The following is a 22,204-nucleotide window of genomic DNA, read 5'->3' as shown; positions in this document are numbered from 1 at the left end:
GTTAGCGCACCGCGAGGTTCTGATCCGCATACGGGTTGCCGAGCCATTTGCGACGGATCCGTTGCAGGGTGCCGTCGGCTTCTAACTCCGCCTGCGCGACGGTGAGTCGGCTCAGAAGCGCTTGATCACCCAGCGGAACGGCGATCGCGATGTCCTCCACGGTGATGCCCCGCTGAACGACCTCGATTCCGGGGACCTGTCTGACCAGTTCGGTCAGCGTCGGTGCAAGCGTCATCAAGGCATCGCAGTCGCCCGAGGCGAGGTCGGTCAACGCGTCGTGGATCGAGCCGTAGTCATAGCTGCGGACGGCGCCGGCCTTGCCGTCATGGACGAGACGCTCGGCGATCGGCCGACTGGTGTCGCCCCGTTTCACGCCGACGGTCAGACCATCGAGACCATCGATCGATGTGACGCGCGGCAACCGGCGGGTGTCGACGGCCAACGCCTGACCGGAGATGAGGTACGGGGGCAGGAACGTCGCCTTCTCCTCGCGCTCCGGTGTGACGGTCCCGGCGGGGACGCAGTCATAGTCCGATCCCAGTGCGTCGAAGATGCCCTCGAAGTCGTGCCCCTCGTAGGGCTTGAAATCCACTGTGGCGCCGATCTTCTCACTCAGAGCATGCATCAGGTCGACGTCGAGGCCACCGCCGTCGGGCATCGCGTTGAACGGTGGATCGGGCATCGCCATGCCCACCCTCAGCGTCTCCATGGCCTCACCGTAGCCGTCGGTGTCGAGTTTCGTGACAGCACAGACGCTTTGGGGTCGACTCTCCGCGTCGTCGAGCAGGTAGCGGCCGAAACATCGCGTAACCGCCGTAGTCATGGCAGGCATCCGGCCGCCGGCCTCGATTGCATGGCAGATGTATTTGCCGCTTCAAAGTATGTTGGCTCGAATTCACGGGTATTGCGCTGGCCAGGGCGCGGGGCGCATGATGAGAAACCACGCTCACGTCGATTTCCGGGCATATTCAAATGGGGGGAGCGGAAATGAGAAGGACGGTCACAAGTAAACGGACAGATGCCGCTGGCACGACGAAGATGCTTGTCGCTGCTGTCGGTCTGGCGCTCGGGCTAGGCTTGGGCCTTCTTTACGGTGCGGGCACCGCCGCCGCCGACGCATTCGGGATCCTCGACGAGGACGGAACATTCGGAGCAGACGATGTCCCTCAAGAATCGCGTGATTGGGACCTCGACCCCGCCCTCCACAATTACGACACCTCGTCTTACCCGGCGGAATCATCATGGCCGGCGAGGACCTTCGAGGGCTGGCCGCCGATGCGACTCGGAGTCGGCGGGCCGCCCTGACCAGCGAAGTGAGTTCGTCCAAAGGATATCGCCCTTCTCCCGGCCAGGTCATGGCCGAGACGGTGTCAGAGCGGGTGACGGGGCAAGATATAAATGCCGGCAGGTCAAGCGTCTTCGAGCAAGTCCGGGGTGACGGCTGACTCGGTGTCGGGGATGCCGTCCTGCTTGGCCTTGCGGTCGGCCATGGACAGCAACCGCCGAATACGGCCCGCCACAGCGTCTTTCGTCATCGGCGGATCGGCGAGCCGGCCCAACTCCTCGAGCGACGCCTGCCGGTGCTCGACACGCAGCTTGCCCGCCGCGGCGAGATGATCGGGCACCGTGTCGCCGAGAATCTCCAGCGCCCGTTCCACGCGTGCGGCCGCGGCGACGGCCGCGCGCGCCGAGCGCCGCAAGTTGGCGTCGTCGAAGTTGGCCAGCCGGTTGGCCGTGGCCCGCACCTCGCGACGCATCCGCCGCTCTTCCCAAGTCAGCCTGGTGTCCTGCGCACCCATCCGCGTCAACAGGGCGCCGATCGCCTCGCCGTCGCGCACCACCACCCGGTCCGTTCCGCGGACCTCGCGTGCTTTCGCGCTGACCCCCAACCTACGGGCGGCGCCGACAAGTGCCAGCGCCGCCTCAGGACCCGGGCAGCTGACTTCCAAGGCCGACGACCGCCCCGGTTCGGTGAGCGACCCATGCGCCAGAAACGCTCCGCGCCAGGCTGCTTCGGCGTCGGCCACGCTGCCGCCGACCACCTGTGCCGGTAGCCCACGCACCGGACGACCCCGCAGATCGAGCAGACCGGTCTGCCTGGCCAAGGCTTCGCCGTCTTTGGCCACCCGAACCAGATACCGGGTGCTCTTGCGGATTCCGCTGGCCGATACGACGTGCACCGACGCGTTGTAGCCGTACAGGTCGTAGATGTCCTTGCGCAGCCGCCGGGCGATGATGCCGAGATCGACCTCCGCCTCGACGACGACGCGGCCCGAAACGATGTGCAGTCCGCCGGCGAACCGCAGCAGGGAGGCCACCTCGGCGCGTCGAGCACTGACCGAATTGACGACCAGCCGACTCAACTCATCCTTGACCTCGGCTGTCATCGCCACGGGTCGTCACCTCTCGGTCCATTCGCTGTCGACGTGGGCACTGCGGGCGCCGGGGCGGTGGCGCCGCGGAGACGCACACCTTCCAACGCCGCTGCCAAGCGCGCCGGGTCATGTAAAGGTGTACCAGGTCTGGACACGTCAGCAAACTGAACTTGAGCACGAAGGATGTTCGCGGTCCGACGTAGTTGTTCACGCTCACGCTCGCTGGGCACGCGGCTCGCATCGACGACGATGTCGTGCACGGTGAAATCGGGGGCATGCTGCGACAGCACATGGATGTGTCGCTCGACCGAGAAGCCCGCCGTCTCCCCCGGTTCGGCCACCAGGTTGAGCACCAGCGCCCGCCGCGCCGCGGTCGCCTGCAGCGCCGCCGCAAGCCCGGGAACCAGTACATGCGGGATGACGCTGGTGAACCACGAACCGGGGCCCAGCACCACCAGGTCGGCTGCCATGATCGCGTCGACAGCCTGCCGGGTGGCGGGCGGATCGCCGGGCAACAGCCGCACGCGCCGGACCTTGCCCACGGTCGTGGCGATCGCCACCTGACCGCGGATCACCCGGCTCATGCGCGGGTCGGATTCCAGACCCGCCACGTCGGCCTCGATGCCAAGGCCCATCGGACACATCGGCAGCACCCGACCCTTCACGCCGAGGATCCGGCCAAGTTCGTCGAGCGCGGCGACCGGGTCGGCCAAGACCTCGCTGAGTCCCGCGAGCAGCAGGTTGCCGATCGGGTGTCCGGCCAGCGCCCCGCTGCCTCCGAACCGGTGCTGGATGATCGTCGCCCACAGGCGGCCGTGTGGACTGTCGGATGCCAACGCCGCCAACGCCATTCGAAGGTCACCGGGAGGCACGACGTCGAGCTCGTTGCGGAGTCGGCCTGACGAGCCGCCGTCGTCGGCGACCGTGACGATGGCCGTCACGTGCGGGGTCAGCCGGCGTGCCGCCGACAAGGTCGCATAGAGTCCGTGCCCACCACCGAGTGCAACGATCCGCACCGCGGCGAGCCGCGAATCAGAGGAAGTCATTCGCGACCCAGATCCCGGTGCAGCACCCGCACCGTCAGGTCATCACCGCCCTGCAGCCGCGCCGCCAGCGCCTCGGCGATCGCCACGCTTCGGTGTTTGCCGCCGGTGCATCCGATGGCGACGGTCATATATCGCTTCCCCTCGCGACGGTATCCGTCGATGACGACGTCGAGCAGCCGATGATAGGTCTCCAGGAAATCGCCTGCACCCGACTGCCCGAGAACGTAGTCGCGGACCGCGGGATGCTGCCCGGTGTGCGGGCGCAGATCGTCTACCCAGTGCGGGTTCGGCAGAAACCGGACGTCCATCACGGTGTCGGCGTCCATCGGCAACCCGTACTTGTACCCGAACGACTCGACCGTGACGTTCGTGTGGGCGACGGCCTCACCGCCGAAGGCGCGTTCGATGCTCTCCCGCAGTGCCGGCACCGACATCGCCGAGGTGTCGATCACAAGATCGGCCGTCGCACGCACCGGGGCCAACAGCGCACGCTCGGCCGCAATGCCTTCTGCCAGAGTCTGATTGCCTTGCAGCGGGTGGCTCCGACGGTTCTGCTCATACCGGCGCACCAGGCTCTCGTCCGAGGCCTCGAGGAACAGCACCCGCGGGGCGATGTTGCGGGTGGCGAGGTCGTTACGCACCCAGTCCAGGTCGCCGGTGAAACCGCGCGACCGCACGTCCATCACCACCGCCAGTTGGGTGATCCGCGATCCGGCGGCAAGTCCCAAGTCGACCATCTGCGCGATGAGCTCCGGGGGCAGATTGTCGGCGACATACCACCCCAGATCCTCGAGCACCTTGGCCGCGGTGCCCCGGCCCGCTCCCGAAAGGCCGGTGACGAGAACCACGTCGATGCCGGAGTCGGCGCCGGCCTCGTCCCGAAGATCCTCGTGCATTCCCTGGTCCGTCATCCCGATACCCTGCTCTGATCATTGCCGATCGCCGCCTCAGGTGCGTCGCTTTCGGACGGTACGCCGAGCGCGTCGAGCACCGCACGGGCGGTGGCGACGCCGATACCCGGTACCGCGGTGATCTCCTCGATCGACGCCTCCTTCAAACGGGCCACCGAGCCGAAGTGGGTGACCAGCGCTTTGCGGCGATGCTCGCCGAGCCCCGGAATCGAGTCCAGCGCCGAGGCGGTCATCCGCTTGGAACGCTTGCTGCGGTGGTAGGCGATCGCGAACCGGTGCGCCTCGTCACGTACGCGCTGCAGGAGGTAGAGCCCCTCGCTGTTGCGCGGCATGATCAGCGGGTCGGGTTCGGACGGAACCCACACCTCCTCCAACCGCTTGGCCAAGCCGATCACCGCCACGTCGGTGACACCCAGTTCGTCGAGCACCGCTTGTGCCGCGTTGACCTGTGGCGCACCGCCGTCGACGACGAACAGGTTGGGCGGATAGGCGAACTTGCGTGACTTTCCTTCGGGTGCAAGCTCTGTCGGGTGCTGGATGTCGTGCAGGTGACGGTAGAAACGGCGCCTGGTCACCTCGGCGATCGACGCGACGTCGTCGGAGCGGCCCTCGCCCGCGGCCTCCCGGATCGCGTAATGGCGGTAGTCGGACTTGCGCGGCAAGCCGTCCTCGAAGACCACCAGCGAGGCCACCACATCGGTGCCCTGCACGTGGCTGATGTCGACACACTCGATGCGCAACGGCGCCTCGGCAAGTCCCAGCGCATCCTGAATGCTCTGCAGGGAAGCGCTTCTCGCGGTGAAATCACCGGCACGCTTGAGCTTGTGCTGGGTGAGCGCATCCTGCGCATTGCGGCGGACGGTCTCGGCGAGGGCACGCTTGTCGCCGCGCTGCGGCACGCGCAACGACACGCGGGACCCCCGCAGCTGGCTGAGCCAGGACGCCAACTCGTCGGAGTTGCTCGGCAGGCACGGAACCAGCACCTGGCGCGGCACGGGATTGGTCGCCTCGTCCCCGCCACCGTCACTGGCGCCGCCCAGGTCGGCCTGATCGCCGTAGAACTGCGTCAGGAACTGTTCCACCAAGCGTTCCTCGCTTGATTCGCCGGGCTCACCGGACTTCTCGACGATCCAGCCGCGCTGGCCGCGCACCCGGCCGCCACGCACGTGGAAGACCTGCACCGCCGCTTCGAGTTCGTCGTCGGCGAACGCGACCACGTCGGCATCGGTGCCGTCGCCGAACACGACCGCCTGCTTCTCCAGCGCCCGTTTCAGAGCGCCGATGTCGTCGCGCAGGCGTGCGGCCCTCTCGAAGTCCAGTTCCTCGGCGGCCTCGTTCATCTGGTGTTCCAGATCGCGGACCAGCCGGTCGGTCTTGCCGGCCAGGAAGTCACAGAAGTCGAGGACAATCTGGCGGTGCTCGTCGGCGCTGACCCGACCGATGCACGGCGCCGAGCACTTGTCGATGTAGCCCAACAGGCAGGGTCGGTCGATCTGCCTGTGCCGCTTGAACACTCCCGCCGAGCAGGTTCGTGCGGGGAACACTCGCGTGAGGAGGTCGAGGGTTTCGCGGATGGCCCACGCATGCGAGTAGGGCCCGAAGTAGCGGACCCCCTTGCGCCGCGCCCCGCGATACACCATCAGCCGCGGGTACTCCTCGTTGAGCGTGACCGCAAGAACCGGGTACGACTTGTCGTCGCGGTACCTGATGTTGAATCGCGGATCGAACTCCTTGATCCAGTTGTATTCGAGCTGCAGCGCCTCGACTTCGGTGTTGGCCACTGTCCACTCGACGCTGCCCGCGGCCATCACCATCTGGCGGGTGCGCGGCGCCAGGTTCGCGACGTCGGCGAAGTAGGAGTTCAACCGGCTGCGCAGGCTCTTGGCCTTGCCGACATAGATCACCCTGCCGTGCGGGTCACGGAATCGGTAGACGCCCGGTTCGACGGGAATGGACCCCGGAGCGGGTCGGTACGTCGATGGATCGGGCACGGAATCCAGGTTACTGCCGCCTTCCGACCGCCCCGATCCACTACCGTCGAGTGATGCGGATCCCTTCACTGACCAAGGTGATGGCCCCGCTGACCGGGTTGGTGCTCATGTTTGCCGGCTGCTCGACGGACGACGCCGCCGAATCCGAAGCCGCAGAACCATGCGCGATCGTGCAGAACGGCACCCCGGTGGTCAAGACCACCGCCGCACCCCCTCCAGGGTCAGGGTCGCTGCCGACCTCCCGCGACATCGCCCTCAATCCTGAGGTCGCCACGGGCTACCGCAGCGACATGACGCCGGTGCGAACCGGCAGCTATTCAGTGGTCACCGCGAATCCGCTGGCCACCCAAGCCGCGTGCGAGGTGCTTCGCGACGGCGGCACCGCCGCGGACGCACTCGTCACCGCCCAGACCGTCCTCGGCCTGGTCGAGCCGCAGGCGTCCGGACTCGGCGGCGGCGGCTTCCTGCTCTACTTCGACGCCGCCTCCGGGGAGGTACGGGCCTACGACGGTCGCGAGATCGCGCCGGCCGCGGCCACGGAGAACTATCTGCGCTGGGTTTCCGAGAGCGATCGGGCCGAACCCAAGCCGGACGCCAGGGCCTCGGGACGTTCGATCGGTGTGCCCGGAATCCTGCGGATGCTCACCGAGGTCCACGCCGATCATGGCAAGACGGGCTGGCGCGATCTGTTCGCCCCCGCGGTCAGGATGGCCGACGACGGCTTCGACATAAGTCCGAGGCTTGCCGCGGCCATCGACGACGCGGCGACCGAGCTCAAGCGCGATCCCCAAGCCGCCGAATACTTCCTCAACGCCGATGGCAGCCCCAAGACGGAGGGCACCCGGCTGACCAACCCGGCGTACTCGAAGACGTTGGGCGTCATCGCAACCGACCCCGCGTCGTTCTACACCGGCGCCATCGCCCGCGACATCGTCGCCGCCGCGGCCGACGGCTCCGGTGGCCGGACCCCCAGCCTGATGACCGTCGAAGACCTCGCCGGCTACACGGTCAAGGAACGGGAGCCGCTGTGCAGGCCGTACCGCGGGCGGGAGGTCTGCGGGATGCCGCCGCCGTCGTCGGGCGGCATCGCCGTCCTGGCGACGCTCGGCATTCTCGAACACTTCCCGATGGCCGATCACGAACCCGGTGACGTCGACCTCAACGGCGGCCGACCGTCGGTCATGGGCGTCCACATCGTTTCGGAGGCGGAACGACTGGCGTATGCCGACCGCGACAAGTACGTCGCCGACACCGATTTCGTGCCGCTGCCGGGCGGCTCACCCGACACCCTCCTCGGCAGTGACTACCTCGCTGGACGCGCGGCGCTGATCTCCGAGCAGCACAGCATGGGCACCGCGGAACCCGGCGAGTTCGGCCCTCCGACCAGCCCCGCACCACCCGTCCCGGAACACGGCACCAGCCAGGTCAGCATCGTCGACTCACAGGGCAACGCCGCATCGTTGACCACCACTGTCGAATCGGCATTCGGCTCGTTCCACATGGTCGACGGGTTCGTCCTCAACAACCAGCTCACGGACTTCTCGGCCGAGCCGACCGGCCCCGACGGGGTACCGGTGGCGAACCGGATCCAGCCCGGTAAGCGACCGCGCAGCACGATGGCGCCGACACTGATCTTCGACCAGGCACGGGGCCGGCCCGCAGAGCGCGGACGCCTCTATGCGGTGTTGGGTTCGCCAGGGGGTGCGGTGATCATCCAGTTCGTGACGAAAACAATTGTGGGGATGGTGGATTGGGGCCTCGACCCGCAGCAGGCGGTGTCGATGGTCGACTTCGGCGCCGCAAACACGCCGAAGACCAATGTCGGCGGCGAGCATCCGAGCATCGACACCTCCGGCCCACCAGGATCGGCTGGAAACCGTGACCCACTCGTGCGGGGGTTGCGAGCACTCGGCCATCAGGTGGATCTGGCCGACCAATCGAGCGGCCTGTCGGTGATCACCCGAGACGACACAGGTCTCATCGGGGGTGCAGATCCCCGCCGGGAAGGGTTGGTCATGGGCGACGCCCGATGAACGAATGCGTTGTCCGGCTCGGCGAAACCGATTGGCAGGCTTTCGCCGCCATGCGGTTGAGGGCCCTGGCCGATTCGCTGGGTGAGAACGATCCGAGTTACCGAGACGAGGCGGCCTTCACCGCAGCGCAGTGGCGGCGGCGGCTACGCGAGCATGCGCAATTCGTCGCGCTCGACGGTGACCGTCCAGTCGGCATGATCGGGGCGCAGCAGGAGAACACCGAGACCGTTTATCTGTACTCGCTGTGGCTGGAACCGGCGGCACGCGGTCGTGGCCTGGCGCGGCGATTGGTCGCCGCGGCGCTCGACTGGGCGCGCACCAGCAATGTGCACACAGTTCGGCTGCGGGTGGCGACGGACAATGCGGCGGCTCGTCAGGTGTACGAGAGCGTCGGGTTCAGCGTCGCAGACGACCAAACCACTTCCGCACCCACTGAACTCGCGATGTCACTCAGCGTGAGTTGAGGCCCTTGTAGCGCTCGAGGACGTCGCGGACGCGGTCCATCGCATCGACGGCGCGCCCCTTGTCGACGGCCTGGATCGCCATGACCGGAATATACTCGTAGTCTGGCAGATCCACGCGGGCCCACCGCGCGCCCCGCGGAAAAGAGATGTCGACCACGTCCGACCACGGGATCGTCTTGTCACCGAGGAGGTTCCGCACTGCCACACCCGATGCGCCGACCCGCAGCCGGGGCCGGGCGAACATCAGAACGACCGCGGCGATGACGACTCCCAGCAGCGCGATAGCCACCTGATCGGCGGTCCGGAAGATCACTCCGGTCGAACCGATCTTCAGCAAAGCGCCGACCGTGACATGCGCGCCGAGAATCAGCGCCGCGGCGCCGTAAGCGAAATACGGTGCCAAATGGGGGCGTATCTCGACATCCCAGTCGGTCATGAGCCAGAACGCAGGTCACGCAACGTCAGCGCGGTCGACAGCGCGGCAGCCGCCGCCTGGGCGCCCTTGTCTTCGGACGACGACGGCAGGCCGGCCCTGTCGAGCGCTTGCTGTTCGGTGTTGGTGGTCAGCACGCCGTTGGCCACCGGCGTCGACGCATCCAGCGACACCCGGGTCAAGCCCTGCGTCACCGCATCACACACGTAGTCGAAATGCGGTGTCGCCCCGCGGATCACCACACCCAACGCGACGACCGCGTCATGGTTGGCCGCCAGCGCCTGCGCTACAACGGGTATCTCGATGGCGCCCAGCACCCGCACGACCGTCGGGTTCTCGACCCCTGCGCCCGCAGCGACCTTGAGCGCGCCGTCGAGCAGCGCGTCGCAGATGGTTTCGTGCCAGGTGCTGGCCACGACGGCGAGCTTGAGCCCCGATCCGTCGATGTCGGGAAGATCGGGTACGCCCGTACCACTCACAGGGCTCCGCCGAGATCGGTCGGCCTGCGGTCACCGAGCAGGTAAACGCCTTCGTCGTAGTCGGCCATGGTGGTGGCCTCGTGATAGGCGTCCAGACCGCTCAGATCGTGACCCATCCGGTCACGCTTGGTCATCAGGTAGCGGATGTTCTCTTTGTTCGCCCGCACCGGCAGCGGCACGCGTTCGATGATGTGCAGCCCGTAACCGTCGAGCCCGACCCGCTTGGCCGGGTTGTTGGTCAGCAACCGCATCGAGCGCACGCCCAAATCGACTAGGATCTGCGCGCCGATGCCGTAATCACGCGCGTCGGCGGGCAGGCCGAGCTTGAGGTTCGCGTCCACGGTGTCGTCACCGGCGTCCTGCAGTTGGTAGGCCTGCAGCTTGTGCATGAGGCCGATGCCCCGGCCTTCGTGACCGCGCATGTACAACACCACGCCGCGGCCCTCGCGGGCGACCATCGCCATTGCCGCGTCGAGCTGGGGGCCGCAGTCGCAGCGCTGAGAGCCGAACACATCACCGGTGAGGCATTCGGAGTGCACGCGTACCAATACGTCGTGGCCGTCGCTGGTCGGGCCTGCGATATCACCCTTGACCAGTGCAACATGCTCCACGTCGTCGTAGATGCTGGTGTAGCCGACGGCGCGGAATTCGCCGTGCCGGGTCGGTATCCGGGCCTCGGCGATGCGCTCGATGTGCTTCTCGTGCTTGCGCCGCCACTCGATCAGGTCGGCGATCGAGATCAGCGCGAGGTCGTGTTCGTCGGCGAAGATACGCAGCTCGTCGGTCTGCGCCATCGAGCCTTCGTCTTTCTGGCTGACGATTTCGCAGATCGCACCGGCCGGCTGCAGCCCGGCGAGTCGCGCCAGGTCGACGGCGGCCTCGGTGTGGCCGGGACGGCGCAGCACGCCTCCGTCCTTCGCCCTCAGCGGTACGACGTGGCCCGGCTTCGTGAAATCGTCGGCGACGCTTGACGGATCCGCGAGCAGCCTCATCGTCGTCGCGCGGTCCGCGGCCGAAATACCCGTTCCCACACCATTTTTCGCGTCCACCGTGACGGTGTAGGCGGTGCCGTGCTTGTCCTGATTGACCGCATACATCGGCAGCAGGCCCAGCTTGTCGCAGATCGCACCGTCCAGCGGGACGCAGAGGTAACCCGAGGTGTAACGGACCATGAACGCGACCAGCTCCGGTGTCGCCTTCTCGGCGGCGAAGATGAGGTCGCCCTCGTTCTCGCGATCCTCATCGTCGATCACGACGACGGCCTTGCCCGCGGCGATGTCGGCCACCGCACGCTCAACAGTGTCAAGCCTCGTCACCACATCAGTATGAACCACCAGGGTCTAAATCTTATTGCCAGGCCGCTGAGCTGGGCGTTTACCATCGTCTTGAAGCGGCCCGGCCTTGAGGGGACCGGTGTATTTTCGGAATAGCAATTCGGCTGAGCCGACCGATGTCTACGCTACGTTTCCTGGTCACGCTCAAGGGGACTCATATGAATTCGTCACGTCTCAACGCCCCGCGGCTGCTGCTGGCCACATGCGCTGTGGCCGCCTCCGGTTACTTTCTTGCCGCCGTGCCCGCTTCCGCCGAGCCGACCGACACCTGGACGCCGGGGCCCGCCACCACCGCTTCCGACGTGATCCCAGCGGTCGGAGTGCTCGAAGGCATGTGGCGGCAGTACGTGCCCAGAACCGTGGCCCCGCCCGACCAGATGGGGGCGGTCGACCGGTTCTTCACCGAGTTCGTCCCGACCGCCACTGAGGTCAGCGACTTCTTCGGCTTCATCCAGCAATTACGTCCGCCCGCGGGACCACTCGCCTACTAGTCGCTGAATAGGACGGCGGCGCGAAAGTGGCGCTCGGTCAATCGCTTTGCGGAGAGAGCAGCCGCTCGACGTATTTGGCGATCACATCCACCTCGAGATTGACCAGCGCGCCGACCTCGGCACGTCCGAGCGTCGTGAGGTCGAGCGTCGTCGGAATCAGCGACACCTCGAACCAGTCGTGCCCGAGACCGGATACCGTCAGCGACACCCCGTCGACGGTGATCGACCCCTTCTCGACCACATAGCGCGACAGCGCGGTCGGAAGCGCGATGCGCACCACTTCCCAGCGCTCCGAGGGCGTGCGCGCTATGACGTGCCCGGTGTCGTCGACGTGGCCCTGGACGATGTGCCCACCAAGGCGGCTGTTCACCGCCGCCGCACGCTCGAGGTTGACCCCGCTGCCGATCCCGAGACGCCCAAGGCTCGACCGGTTCAGCGTCTCGCCGATGACATCGGTGGTGAACACACCGTCCGGCCGCACCTCGACGACGGTGAGGCAGACGCCGTTCACCGCGATCGAGTCACCGTGGCGCGCGTCCGATGTCACAAGGGGCCCACGGATGGCGAGGCGGGCGAAATCGCCGAGATCCTCTTTGCCGACGACCTCACCGACCTCTTCGACGATTCCGGTGAACACGTCGTCAGACTATCGAGGTTGCCCCGACCCCGGCACGGCCCCGTTCGCCCTGGCTGCGCCCCGCGAGCCGAGTCCGGACGGTCGGACCCTCTACGATGCAGTCATGCCTACGCGTCTCCTGACGATCTTCGCCGCCCTCGTCGCCGCCATTGCCCTGCTCGCGGGTTGTTCCTCTGGGTCGGAGGAAGCCACGAAGGATCTCCCCGAAGGCGCGACGCTGCTCAAGCAGTCGAGCGAAACGACCAAGAACCAGACGAGCGCGCATCTGAAGCTGACGGTCGACGGCACGATCGAGAAGCTGCCCATCGAGTTGCTCGAAGGTGACCTGAGCAACGCGCCGACCTTCACCGCCCAAGGCAAGGTCAACCTTCTGATGGGGGGCCAGCGTCTCGAGGGTGTGGAGTTCGTGGTCGCCGACGGTGACCTCTACGCCACGTTGACCCCGGGTGGCGCGTTGTCGAACTTCGGTCCCGCCGTCGATATCTACGACGCCTCGCTCATCCTCGACCCCGAAACCGGGTTGGGCAACCTGCTGGACAACTTCTCCGACCCGAAGGCCGAAAGCCGCGAAACGGTCAACGGCGTGGAGACGGTCCGCGTGACAGGCACCGTCAGCGCCGATGCAGTGAACAAGATCGCACCGCAGCTCGGCATGTCCGGTCCAGTGCCCGCTACGGCCTGGATCGCCGAGGGTGGCGACCACAAGTTGGCCCAGGTCAAATTGCAGACCGCTTCGGACAGCAGCGTCACCATGGCGATGTCGGAGTGGGGTAAGCCGGTGACGGTCACCAAGCCGCCGGCGGCCTGATGCCGGTTTCAGCGCGAGCGACGCATCACCGCCCAGCGGCGACGAAATCGGTCAATCGTCGGATCGCCATCAGCGCTGGTAGCCTCGCCGTCCTGCTCGGCGCGCTCGACACCTATGTCGTCGTTGCCATCATCAGCGACATCATCATCGACCTGAGAATCCCGGTAAACCAGATACAACGGGTGACTCCGATCATCACCTGTTACCTGTTGGGGTACATCGCCGCGATGCCGCTGCTCGGTCGGGCCTCGGATCGATTCGGCCGCAAATTCATACTCCAGCTCAGTTTGGCCGGCTTCGCGGTCGGTTCCGTCGTCACCGCGATGTCGGACGACCTCGTTCCGATGGTGATCGGCCGCACCATCCAAGGCGTGGCCAGCGGCGCGCTGCTGCCGGTCACGCTGGCGTTGGCGGCCGACCTGTGGGCCAGTCGCAGCCGGGCGTCGGTCCTGGGCGGCATCGGCGCCGCGCAGGAACTGGGCAGCGTGTTGGGCCCGCTCTACGGCATCGCCGTCGTCGCGGTGCTGAACACTTGGCGCGACGTCTTCTGGATCAACCTGCCGCTGGCAGCGGTAGCGATGGTGCTGATCCACTTCAGCCTTCCCGCGCGGCTCAAGCCCGAGAACCCCGAACGCGTTGACGTCGTCGGCGGAGTGTTGCTCGCCGTCGCGCTTGGCCTCACGGTGATCGGCCTGTACAACCCCGCGCCCGACGGCCGGAAGATTCTGCCGAGCTACGGACCGCCGGTGCTATTGGGCGCCGCCGTTGCTGTCGTCCTGTTCTTCGTCTGGGAGCGGTTCGCCCGCACGCGGCTCATCGAGCCGGCCGGTGTCCATTTCCGGCCGTTCCTGGCTGCACTGGGCGCGTCGCTGTGCGCAGGCGCTGCGCTGATGGTGACACTGGTCAACATCGAACTGTTCGGTCAGGGTGTGCTCGGCAAGAATCAGACCGATGCCGTTCTTCTACTATTGCGATTCCTGATCGCGCTGCCCATCGGTGCCGTGATCGGCGGCTGGCTTGCAACGCGAATCGGTGACCGAGTGGTCACATTCGTGGGCCTCATGATCGCCGCCGCCGGATATCTGCTGGTCTCGAACTGGCGGGCCGACGTGCTGACCACGCACCACGACCTCGGCTTCATCAGCCTGCCTGTCCTCGACACCGACCTGGCGATCGCCGGCTTCGGTCTCGGCCTGGTGATCGGGCCGCTTACCTCGGCGGCGCTCCGCGTGGTGCCCGCCGCCCAGCACGGGATCGCCTCGGCGGCGGTGGTGGTGGCCCGCATGGTCGGCATGTTGATCGGCTTGGCGGGGTTGACCGCATGGGGTCTGTACCGGTTCAACCAGTACCTTCAGACCCTGCCCTTTCCACCGGCCAACACGCTTGCCGAACGACTGGCCGCCGAAGCGACCCGCTACCGCGAGGCGTACGTGCTGCAGTACGGCGACATCTTCGTCGTCACGGTCGCGGTCTGCGTCATCGGCGCTTTCCTGGGCCTACTCATCGGTGGCAAGCAGGAGCATGCCGACGAACCGGCGGAGTTGGTCGAGGCAGGGCCCCCGGATCGCGCCGACGGCGCCTGACAACGCTCGGCGACGGCGCCTAACAGCGCTCGAGTCCGGGGCGGAGCAGGGCCGGCTGGGCAGGCTTGGCCACCTCTTCGGCGGGTTGTGCGGGCTGACCCCGGAAGGCGTCGCAGATCAAGGCCCCGAGGGTCCGGGGGTGCATCGGGCGATAGCTGAGCCAGTCCTGCAGTGCAGTCATGGTCGTCGTCCTTTGTTCGTGCTCACCAGCGCGCGAATCGTCGGTGAAGGCGCGATTACGGCGGGCCGCTCACGGCCCGGTCTGGTACGAGTGTACCGGCGTGAACGCGCTGATTGACTCCTCGACGCGCGGGGTATGCGTGCCATCACGTCTACCTCAACGGAGAAAGCTCATGGCAAGTTCACTGAATGGCAGAAAGATTGCGTTCCTGGTTGCTCCTGAAGGTGTCGAGCAGGTTGAGCTGACCGAGCCGTGGAAGGCCGTCGAGCAGGCCGGCGGCACCCCTGAACTGGTGTCGACCGAGGTCGGCAAGATCCAGGCGTTCAATCACTTGACCCCCGCCGACACCTTCGATGCCGAGAAGTCCGCCGACTCGGTGTCGGCGTCCGACTATGCGGCGCTGGTGCTGCCCGGTGGGGTCGCCAACCCCGACAATCTGCGCATGAGCGCCGACGCGGTCGCGTTCGCGAAGAGCTTCTTCGATGCGGGCAAACCGGTCGCGGTGATCTGCCACGGCCCGTGGACGCTCATCGAGGCGGACGTGGTGCGGGGACGCACCCTGACCTCGTGGCCCAGCGTGAAGACCGACCTGGTCAATGCCGGGGCCAACTGGGTGGATGACGAGGTCGTCGAATGCTCCCGTGGGCCAAACACTTTGGTGTCCAGCCGCAAGCCGGATGACCTGCCCGCTTTCTGCAACACGTTGGTCAGCGCTTTCGCGAAGTAGCCCGAACCCGGCGCGCCGACCGCGGTAGTCGGGGTAACGTCGCCGACATGCTCCTCGCCGCGCTGCGCGACATGCAGTGGCGACGGCGGCGTTTCGCCATCGCGGTGCTGTCGACGGCGATCATTTTCGGGATGACGCTGGTTCTCACGGGTTTGGCCAACGGTTTCCAGACCGAGGCCGAGAAGACCGTCGACAGTCTCGGTGTCGACCAGTTCATCGTGAAGGCGGGTGCATCGGGACCGTTCGTGGGGGCCACCCCGTTCGCGCCGGTGGAATTGCGCCGTGTCGCTGCCGCTCCCGGTGTCGAGGCCGCCGCTCCCCTGGCCTATGCGGGCGGCACCGCCACCGTCGAGGGAGCGACGCGCAACGTCGACATCTTCGGTGCGCCCGAACGCGGGCCGGGGATGCCGGCCGTCGTCGAAGGGCGTGCGCCAATCAACCCCGACGAGGTCGCGGTGTCGACCACCTTGGGCCGGAACGTCGGCGATGAGGTCGAGATCGCCTCGCAGACGCTGCGTGTCGTCGGCCTGGTGGAGAACTCGACCGCATTGGCGAACCTGCCCAATGTGTTTCTCACCACAGAGGGTGCACAGCAGTTGGTGTACGGCGGTGAGCGACTGGTCGCCTCCATCGGCGTCCGCGGTTCGCTTCAGCAGGTGCCGAACGGCTATCGGGCGGTCGACCGCGCCGGAGCGATCGAGGATCTGCTGCGCCCGTTGAAGGTTGCGGTCAACTCCATCACCATCGTGGCGATCCTGCTGTGGATCGTCGCTGCGTTGATCGTGGGGTCGGTTGTCTACCTGTCCGCGCTGGAACGGCTGCGAGACTTCGCCGTGTTCAAAGCGATTGGGGTGCCGACCCGCTCGGTGATGGCCGGGCTCGCGCTGCAGGCGGTGATTGTGGCGCTGCTGGCCGCACTGGTCGGCGCCGGGCTGTCGCTGTTGCTCGGACCACTGTTCCCCATGCAGGTGATCGTGCCCACAGAGGCCTTCGTCGCGCTGCCGGTGGTCGCGGTGGTGATCGGCCTTCTCGCCAGCGCGGCGGGGTTACGTCGCGCGGTGTCAGTCGATCCCGCTCTGGCATTCGGGGGGCCTTGATACCCGTGGGCGACCTGTCGATCCAGAACCTGGTCGTGGAATACACGAGCGGCGGGCACACCGTACGCCCGATCGACGGTCTGAACCTCGATGTCGCAGCCGGCTCACTGGTGATTCTGTTGGGCCCCAGCGGTTGCGGGAAGACAACGCTGTTGTCGTGCCTCGGCGGGATCCTGCAACCCACCTCGGGTGCGATCAAGTTCGGCGATGTGGAGGTGACATCGCTTGGCGCCGACGAGCTTTCGACATACCGGCGCGAGACGGTGGGATTCGTGTTCCAGGCCTTCAACCTGGTGCCCAGCCTCACCGCGGTCGAGAACGTGATGGTGCCGTTGCGCGCATCGGGCATGTCGCGCCGGGCTTCTCGGAAGCGGGCCGAACAGCTGTTGGCCCGGGTGGGGCTCGAGGACCGGCTCGACCACCGACCGGGTGACCTCAGCGGCGGTCAGCAGCAGCGGGTCGCGGTGGCCCGGGCGATCGCGCTCGATCCCCCGCTGATCCTGGCGGACGAGCCAACGGCGCATTTGGATTTCATCCAGGTCGAGGAGGTGCTGAAGCTGATCCGCGAGCTGGCCTCCGGCACCAAGATGGTGGTCGTCGCGACGCACGACAGCCGGATCCTGCCGCTGGCAGATCGGGTCGTCGAGATGGTGCCCGACTTTGCCTCCGCCGACCGCCCGCCGCAGACTGTGGAGCTGAAGGCCGGCCAGGTGCTGTTCGAACAGGGCACCATGGGTGACCTGATCTACATCGTGGACCGGGGTGAGATCGAGATGATGCGCGAACTGTCCGGCGGCGCTGAGGAATTGCTGAAGCTCGCGACCGAGGGCGACTACTTCGGCGAGATCGGGCCGCTGTTCCACCTACCCCGATCGGCGACGGCGAAGGCGCGCACCGAGGCGACCGTCGTGGGGTACACGGTGCGGGCTTTTCGAGAACGGTTGGGAATGGCGGGAGTTCGCGACCTCATCGAGCACCGCCCGCTGAGCGGCGAATTAAACGAGAGCCCGCTGAGCGGCGAACTGGCTACCCCGGAATGAGGCTCAGCAGGACGTCGGGGCCGATCGGCTCGACGCCGTCGAAACGCCACCGCTGCGCGTGCGCGATGCTCAGCACACCGACGTCGTCCACCGCGGTGATCGGTCCACCGAGCAGGATGGGCGCGACATAAGCCAGGATCCGGTCGATGACACCGGCGCGTAAGAACGCGCCCGCCAACGTGGGGCCACCCTCGAGCAGCACGTCGGTCCGATCGGCCAGCGCTTTGATCACTTCGTGGGGATCGTGGGTGCGAATGACCATTGTGCGTGAGTCGTCGTTGAGAACCCTTGCCTCCTGCGAGATCTCACGCTCCCCGACGACCACGCGCAGCGGCTGACGGTCCGCGAGGGTGCCATCGGGGAGTCGCGCGGTCAGCGCCGGATCGTCGACGAAGACGGTCCCGGTCCCGACCACGATCGCGTCGGCGACAGCACGTCTGCGGTGCACGTCCGCGCGGGCGGCTTCGCTGGTGATCCACTGGCTGGTGCCGTCCGCCGCCGCACTGCGACCGTCTACGCTGGTCGCGAATTTCCATGTCACATGCGGCGATCCGGTGCGTTGCTTGTGCAGCCACTCGCGCAGCGGTCCGCCCGTCACCGCCTCGGCGAGTACGCCCGCGGTCACGGCCAACCCCTCCGCGGAGAGCCGTGCGGCTCCGCCGGCGGCGATCGGGTTCGGGTCGGCGACCGCATATGCGACCGCCGAAATACCCGCGCGCACAAGCGCATCCACGCAGGGCGGTGTGCGGCCGTGGTGATTGCACGGCTCGAGCGCCACGACGGCGGTGCCTCCCGCGGCGCGGTCACCTGCCCTACGCAAGGCGACCACCTCGGCGTGTGGTCCACCGGGAGGTTCCGTGGCACCCACACCGGCCACCTCGCCGTCTTTGTCCAGAATGACCGCGCCAACCGGCGGATTGGGGTAAGTCGTGCCCTTGACCTTCTCGGCCTGGTGGATCGCCAGCCGCATCGCGGCTTCGAGATTCATGCCCGCAGATGCTTGGAGGCGGCGGCAGCCTGCCTGCGCAACGACTCCACGGCCGCGGCGGGGTCCTCTGCGCTGTAGACGGCCGAACCCGCGACGAAGCAGTCCACCCCCGCCTCGGCGGCCTGCTCGATGGTGTCGGCGTTGATACCGCCGTCGATCTCGACGACGATCGTCAACTCGCCTGCATCCACCAGTCGCCGGGCTGTGCCGACTTTCACCAGCACTTCCGGAATGAATTTCTGACCGCCGAATCCCGGCTCCACCGACATGATCAGCAGCGTGTCGAACTCCGGCAGGATCTCCAGATACGGCTCCAGCGGGGTGCCTGGCTTCACGGAGAGCCCGGCCTTGGCGCCGGCCGCGCGGATGTCTCGGGCAACACCGACCGGATTGTCGGTGGCCTCGGCGTGGAACGTGACGTTGTACGCGCCGGCTTCGGCGTACGGCGGCGCCCACCGATCGGGGTTCTCGATCATCAGGTGGCAGTCCATCGGGATGTCGGTCACCTTCAGCAGCGACTCGACGACCGGCTGACCGATGGTCAGGTTCGGGACGAAGTGGTTGTCCATCACATCGACGTGCAGCCAGTCCGCACCCCGCACGGCCTCGGCTTCGTCGGCGAGTCTGGCGAAGTCGGCGGCCAGGATTGACGGCGCGATGAGGGGTCCTGCCATGCGCCTACCCTACTTTGAGCGCAGCGGCGAACATCGCATCGGTGCCGTGGCGGTGCGGCCACAACTGCACGTGCGGCCCGTCACCGAGACGCTCCACCGGCGCGAACAGCGGCCGGGTGTCCAGCGCCGTCACGGGGTGGCGGCGCAGCGCGTCGGAGACGACGCCCACGGTCTCGGCCAGGTGCGGCGAACAGGTGGCGTAGAGCACCACCCCGCCCGGCCGCGTCAGCCGGATCGCCGAGGCCAGAAGTTCGCGTTGCAGTTTCGCCAGCGGCGGCACGTCGCCGGGCCTGCGCCGCCACCGTGCCTCCGGCCGGCGCCGCAGCGCACCCAGGCCGGTGCAGGGGGCGTCCACGAGCACCCGGTCGAAGCCGGGTTCTACGCCGGGGTCGCGACCGTCGACGCGCAGCACGTCCACGGGCAGGCCCCGGGTGTTCTGTTCGACGAGGTCGGCGCGCGCGGCTGCGGGCTCCACGGCGGTGACCCGGGCGCCGTCGGGCGCCAACGCGGCCAGCATGGCGGTCTTCCCGCCCGGACCCGAGCACAGGTCCAGCCAGCGCCCTCCGTCGGCACCCTCGATCGGGGCCAGGGTCAGTGCCTGTGCGACCAGTTGGCTGCCTTCGTCCTGCACCAGCGCGGCACCGTCACGCACCGCCTGCAACCGGCCCGGGTCACCACCGGCGAGATACACCGCGTACGGCGAATACCGGCCGACCCTGCCGTCGACCTGCCCGGCCAGCTCCTGCGCGGTCACCGCCCCGGGGCGGGCAGCGAGGTGCACGGCGGGCCGGGCGTCGTCGCTGGCAAGCAGCGCGTCGAGTTCACCGGCGTCGGCGCCGAGCGCGTCGGCGAAGGACTGCGCGACCCACCGCGGGTGCGCGTGCACAAAGGCCGAATGTCCGACGGGGTCGGACGCCGCGTCGGGAGCCAGTTCCGCGACCCACGACTGCTCGTCGCGCGAGGCGATCGTGCGTAGCACCCCGTTGACGAAACCCGCACGGGCCGAATCGAACTCGATGCCCGCCTGTTCCACGGTGGTGGATACCGCGGCGTGTTGTTCGACCCGGGTGCGCAACAGCTGATAGGCGCCGAGGCGCAGCAGGTCGAGCAGGACGGGATCGATCCTGTCGGTAGGGCGGTCCGCGGCGTGACTGATGATCGCGTCCAGCAGTCCCTTGGTACGGCAGGCGCCGTACGCGAGTTCGGTTGCGAAGGCCGCGTCGCGGCCGCTGATGCCGCGTTCCCGCAGGATTGCCGGTAGGGCGAGGTTGGCGTAGGCGTCTTTGTCCGAAACGGCCCGCAACACGTCGAACGCGGCGCGACGAGCCGGGTCCAGTGGCTTGCGTCGTTGCGGATGTCTGTTGCGCGGCTTGGTCATTCGGCTCTCATTCGGCTCGTGTCGAGTCGTCGAGCCGGGCGCCGCGTGCCCAGTCGACCGCGTTCATGAGCTTCTTGCCGGGTGGCTGGATCAGCCCGAGCAGCACGGGGTCGGACGCGGTGCCGACCCGCACCCCGTCGCGGCTGACGCGGAGCGCGCCGGGCGTCAGCTTCTGGGAAGCCCCGTCGACCGTGACCGGACCCAGTTTGACCCGAAGGTCCGCAATCATCGTCCACGCGCCGGGATTCGGCGTGACCGCGCGGATCCGTCGCTCGACGACGTGGGCGGGCAGGTCCCACCGCACCCGCGCCTCATCGACGGTGATCTTGGGAGCGATCGTCACGCCCTCCGCCGGCTGCGGTACCGGCGTCAGGATGCCGTCGGCAATTCCGTCGAGCGTGCGGTCGAGCAGCTCCGCACCTGAAATCGACAGTCGCTCAAGGAGATCACCGGCGGTGTCCGTCGGCCGGATGCATTCGGTGACGACGCCGTAGACGGGACCGCTGTCGAGGGCGGGTTCGATGAGGAACGTCGTCGCGCCGGTCACGGTGTCCCCCGCGGCGATCGCCGCCTGCACCGGCGCGGCTCCGCGCCAGGCGGGCAGCACCGAGAAGTGCAGGTTCACCCAGCCGCGTTCGGGCACGGCCAGCAGTCGCTCGCTGAGCAGGGCGCCGTAGGCGACCACCGCGCAGCATTCCGGTGCCAGCTCGCTCAGTTCGGCGATGAACTCGTCGGAGTTCGGCTTCGCCGGCCGCAACAGCGGGATGTCGTTCTCAAGCGCCAGCCGCGCGACCGGCGATGGTGTCGGCTTGCCGCGCCGACCCGACGGCGCATCCGGGCGCGTCAGTACCGCGACGACGTCGTGACGTGGCGATTCGATCAGACGGCGCAGCGACGGCAGGGCGGGCTCCGGGGTGCCGGCGAAGACGATGCGCACCGCGTCAGTCTAGTGACGGCACCGGTGACGACGTCGGGTGCTCAGCGCCGGGTCTGGTAGTACTCGCGTTCTGACACACCGGTCATCGGTGCGACGAACATCCACGGGATCGTGGTGATCAACCGGTTCAGCGTTGCGACCGAGTCGTTGTAGTACTGCCGCGCGAAGGCGAGTTTGTTCTCGCTATCGGTGAGGTTCTCCTGCAGATTCAGGAAGTTGTTCGACGAGTTCAGCTGCGGGTAGTTCTGGCCGAGCGCCAAAAGCGGGGCCAGCGCGGTGTCGAGTTGCTTCTCAGCGGCGCTCCGTTGAGCCACCGACTTGCCGGAGGTGGCGGAGGTCAGCGCGGCACGCGCGGTGGTGACATGGTCGAGGATGCCCTTCTCGTGCGCGGCGAAGGTCTGCACGGTGTGCACCAGACTCGGGATCAGCGAGGCGCGACGGGTCAGCTCGACGTCGATACCGCTCAGCGCCTCGGCAACGCGTACGTCGGCCGAGCGCAGCTTGTTGTAGCCGACGACGAAGACGGTGAACGCCACCACCGCCAGCAGCAGCGCGATCACCAGTAGCAGCGTCACCATGAGCCGCCCCCTCCCCCTC

23 protein-coding genes are annotated in these 22,204 nt (G+C 67.4%); 8 read left to right on the top strand and 15 right to left on the bottom strand.

Annotation, left to right across the window (positions count from 1 at the left end; translation table 11 throughout):
* Position 1: 1 nt before the first annotated feature.
* From AU193_RS18800 to uvrC, 5 genes are all read right to left on the bottom strand, one after another.
* Positions 2–709 (bottom strand): ABC transporter substrate-binding protein, encoded by a 708-nt coding sequence (locus AU193_RS18800; RefSeq protein WP_064424049.1) that lies wholly within the window; start codon positions 707–709, stop codon positions 2–4.
* Positions 710–1,409: 700 nt separating this feature from the next.
* A complete protein-coding gene (gene whiA / locus AU193_RS18790; RefSeq protein ID WP_156425300.1) occupies positions 1,410–2,387 on the bottom strand; it encodes a DNA-binding protein WhiA in 978 nt (325 codons plus the stop codon).
* Positions 2,384–3,421 carry a uridine diphosphate-N-acetylglucosamine-binding protein YvcK gene (gene yvcK, locus AU193_RS18785; RefSeq protein ID WP_064423891.1) on the bottom strand — a complete coding sequence of 346 codons (1,038 nt, stop codon included), beginning with the start codon at positions 3,419–3,421 and terminating at the stop codon, positions 2,384–2,386. Before yvcK ends, whiA begins: the two co-directional genes overlap by 4 nt.
* Positions 3,418–4,317: an RNase adapter RapZ gene (gene rapZ, locus AU193_RS18780; protein ID WP_172798359.1), complete on the bottom strand. Its 900-nt coding sequence runs from the start codon at positions 4,315–4,317 to the stop codon at positions 3,418–3,420. The genes yvcK and rapZ overlap by 4 nt, the downstream gene beginning before the upstream one ends.
* 11 nt (positions 4,318–4,328) lie before the next feature.
* Positions 4,329–6,323 (bottom strand): excinuclease ABC subunit UvrC, encoded by a 1,995-nt coding sequence (gene uvrC, locus AU193_RS18775; protein ID WP_064423889.1) that lies wholly within the window; start codon positions 6,321–6,323, stop codon positions 4,329–4,331.
* Between the two features lie 53 nt (positions 6,324–6,376).
* Here uvrC and AU193_RS18770 point away from each other — a divergent pair, with 53 nt between their 5' ends.
* Together AU193_RS18770 and AU193_RS18765 are read left to right on the top strand one after the other, a co-directional pair.
* Positions 6,377–8,356: a gamma-glutamyltransferase family protein gene (locus AU193_RS18770; protein ID WP_082683055.1), complete on the top strand. Its 1,980-nt coding sequence runs from the start codon at positions 6,377–6,379 to the stop codon at positions 8,354–8,356.
* The gene (locus AU193_RS18765) at positions 8,353–8,820 is read left to right on the top strand and encodes a GNAT family N-acetyltransferase (RefSeq protein WP_064423888.1); all 468 of its coding nucleotides are present in this window, start codon (positions 8,353–8,355) and stop codon (positions 8,818–8,820) included. The genes AU193_RS18770 and AU193_RS18765 overlap by 4 nt, the downstream gene beginning before the upstream one ends.
* On the opposite strand, the gene AU193_RS18760 is transcribed toward AU193_RS18765, so the two are convergent.
* The 3 genes from AU193_RS18760 to AU193_RS18750 are packed head-to-tail and all read right to left on the bottom strand — an operon-like array spanning position 8,807 to position 11,048.
* Positions 8,807–9,256 carry a PH domain-containing protein gene (locus AU193_RS18760; RefSeq protein ID WP_064423887.1) on the bottom strand — a complete coding sequence of 150 codons (450 nt, stop codon included), beginning with the start codon at positions 9,254–9,256 and terminating at the stop codon, positions 8,807–8,809. The genes AU193_RS18765 and AU193_RS18760 overlap by 14 nt on opposite strands.
* Complete coding sequence (ribH, locus tag AU193_RS18755) at positions 9,253–9,732, bottom strand: 6,7-dimethyl-8-ribityllumazine synthase (RefSeq protein ID WP_064423886.1); 480 nt, start codon at positions 9,730–9,732, stop codon at positions 9,253–9,255. Before ribH ends, AU193_RS18760 begins: the two co-directional genes overlap by 4 nt.
* Positions 9,729–11,048, bottom strand: coding sequence for a bifunctional 3,4-dihydroxy-2-butanone-4-phosphate synthase/GTP cyclohydrolase II (locus tag AU193_RS18750; RefSeq protein WP_064424047.1), 1,320 nt, complete (start codon positions 11,046–11,048; stop codon positions 9,729–9,731). Before AU193_RS18750 ends, ribH begins: the two co-directional genes overlap by 4 nt.
* Positions 11,049–11,224: 176 nt before the next feature.
* On the opposite strand from AU193_RS18750, the gene AU193_RS18745 reads away from it, so the two are divergent.
* Complete coding sequence (locus AU193_RS18745; RefSeq protein ID WP_064423885.1) at positions 11,225–11,557, top strand: hypothetical protein; 333 nt, start codon at positions 11,225–11,227, stop codon at positions 11,555–11,557.
* Between the two features lie 37 nt (positions 11,558–11,594).
* On the opposite strand, the gene AU193_RS18740 is transcribed toward AU193_RS18745, so the two are convergent.
* Positions 11,595–12,194 (bottom strand): riboflavin synthase, encoded by a 600-nt coding sequence (locus AU193_RS18740; RefSeq protein ID WP_064423884.1) that lies wholly within the window; start codon positions 12,192–12,194, stop codon positions 11,595–11,597.
* 103 nt (positions 12,195–12,297) lie between these two features.
* Here AU193_RS18740 and AU193_RS18735 point away from each other — a divergent pair, with 103 nt between their 5' ends.
* Both AU193_RS18735 and AU193_RS18730 read left to right on the top strand, forming a co-directional pair.
* On the top strand, positions 12,298–13,002 hold the full coding sequence (locus AU193_RS18735; RefSeq protein ID WP_064424046.1) for an LppX_LprAFG lipoprotein: 705 nt from the start codon (positions 12,298–12,300) through the stop codon (positions 13,000–13,002).
* Positions 13,002–14,585, top strand: coding sequence for an MFS transporter (locus tag AU193_RS18730; RefSeq protein ID WP_064423883.1), 1,584 nt, complete (start codon positions 13,002–13,004; stop codon positions 14,583–14,585). The genes AU193_RS18735 and AU193_RS18730 overlap by 1 nt, the downstream gene beginning before the upstream one ends.
* Before the next feature lie 19 nt (positions 14,586–14,604).
* On the opposite strand, the gene AU193_RS23405 is transcribed toward AU193_RS18730, so the two are convergent.
* A complete protein-coding gene (locus AU193_RS23405) occupies positions 14,605–14,766 on the bottom strand; it encodes a hypothetical protein (protein ID WP_172798354.1) in 162 nt (53 codons plus the stop codon).
* Positions 14,767–14,938: 172 nt separating this feature from the next.
* On the opposite strand from AU193_RS23405, the gene AU193_RS18725 reads away from it, so the two are divergent.
* From AU193_RS18725 to AU193_RS18715, 3 genes are read left to right on the top strand one after another with little or no spacing between them, the layout of a single operon-like run.
* Complete coding sequence (locus tag AU193_RS18725) at positions 14,939–15,493, top strand: type 1 glutamine amidotransferase domain-containing protein (protein ID WP_172798358.1); 555 nt, start codon at positions 14,939–14,941, stop codon at positions 15,491–15,493.
* A 47-nt stretch (positions 15,494–15,540) separates the two neighbouring features.
* Positions 15,541–16,590, top strand: a complete 1,050-nt coding sequence (locus AU193_RS18720) for an ABC transporter permease (protein ID WP_064423882.1) — start codon at positions 15,541–15,543, stop codon at positions 16,588–16,590.
* Positions 16,591–16,595: 5 nt separating this feature from the next.
* Positions 16,596–17,630: an ATP-binding cassette domain-containing protein gene (locus AU193_RS18715; protein WP_064423881.1), complete on the top strand. Its 1,035-nt coding sequence runs from the start codon at positions 16,596–16,598 to the stop codon at positions 17,628–17,630.
* On the opposite strand, the gene ribD is transcribed toward AU193_RS18715, so the two are convergent.
* The 5 genes from ribD to AU193_RS18690 are packed head-to-tail and all read right to left on the bottom strand — an operon-like array spanning position 17,617 to position 22,185.
* Positions 17,617–18,618 (bottom strand): bifunctional diaminohydroxyphosphoribosylaminopyrimidine deaminase/5-amino-6-(5-phosphoribosylamino)uracil reductase RibD, encoded by a 1,002-nt coding sequence (gene ribD / locus AU193_RS18710; RefSeq protein ID WP_064423880.1) that lies wholly within the window; start codon positions 18,616–18,618, stop codon positions 17,617–17,619. The two genes, AU193_RS18715 and ribD, sit on opposite strands and share 14 nt — an antisense overlap.
* On the bottom strand, positions 18,615–19,292 hold the full coding sequence (rpe, locus tag AU193_RS18705) for a ribulose-phosphate 3-epimerase (RefSeq protein WP_064406030.1): 678 nt from the start codon (positions 19,290–19,292) through the stop codon (positions 18,615–18,617). The genes ribD and rpe overlap by 4 nt, the downstream gene beginning before the upstream one ends.
* 4 nt (positions 19,293–19,296) lie before the next feature.
* Entirely contained in the window at positions 19,297–20,670 is a 1,374-nt protein-coding gene (locus tag AU193_RS18700) for an RsmB/NOP family class I SAM-dependent RNA methyltransferase (protein ID WP_064423879.1), read from the bottom strand.
* 7 nt (positions 20,671–20,677) lie between these two features.
* A complete protein-coding gene (gene fmt / locus AU193_RS18695) occupies positions 20,678–21,607 on the bottom strand; it encodes a methionyl-tRNA formyltransferase (RefSeq protein ID WP_064423878.1) in 930 nt (309 codons plus the stop codon).
* A 41-nt stretch (positions 21,608–21,648) separates the two neighbouring features.
* Entirely contained in the window at positions 21,649–22,185 is a 537-nt protein-coding gene (locus AU193_RS18690) for a LemA family protein (protein WP_064423877.1), read from the bottom strand.
* Positions 22,186–22,204: the final 19 nt, after the last annotated feature.

This window comes from Mycobacterium sp. GA-1285 (assembly GCF_001499905.1).
In the GTDB taxonomy this organism is placed as follows: domain Bacteria; phylum Actinomycetota; class Actinomycetes; order Mycobacteriales; family Mycobacteriaceae; genus Mycobacterium.
The sequence above is the reverse complement of the archived record's forward strand: the minus strand, read 5'-3'. Positions and strand labels throughout refer to the sequence as shown.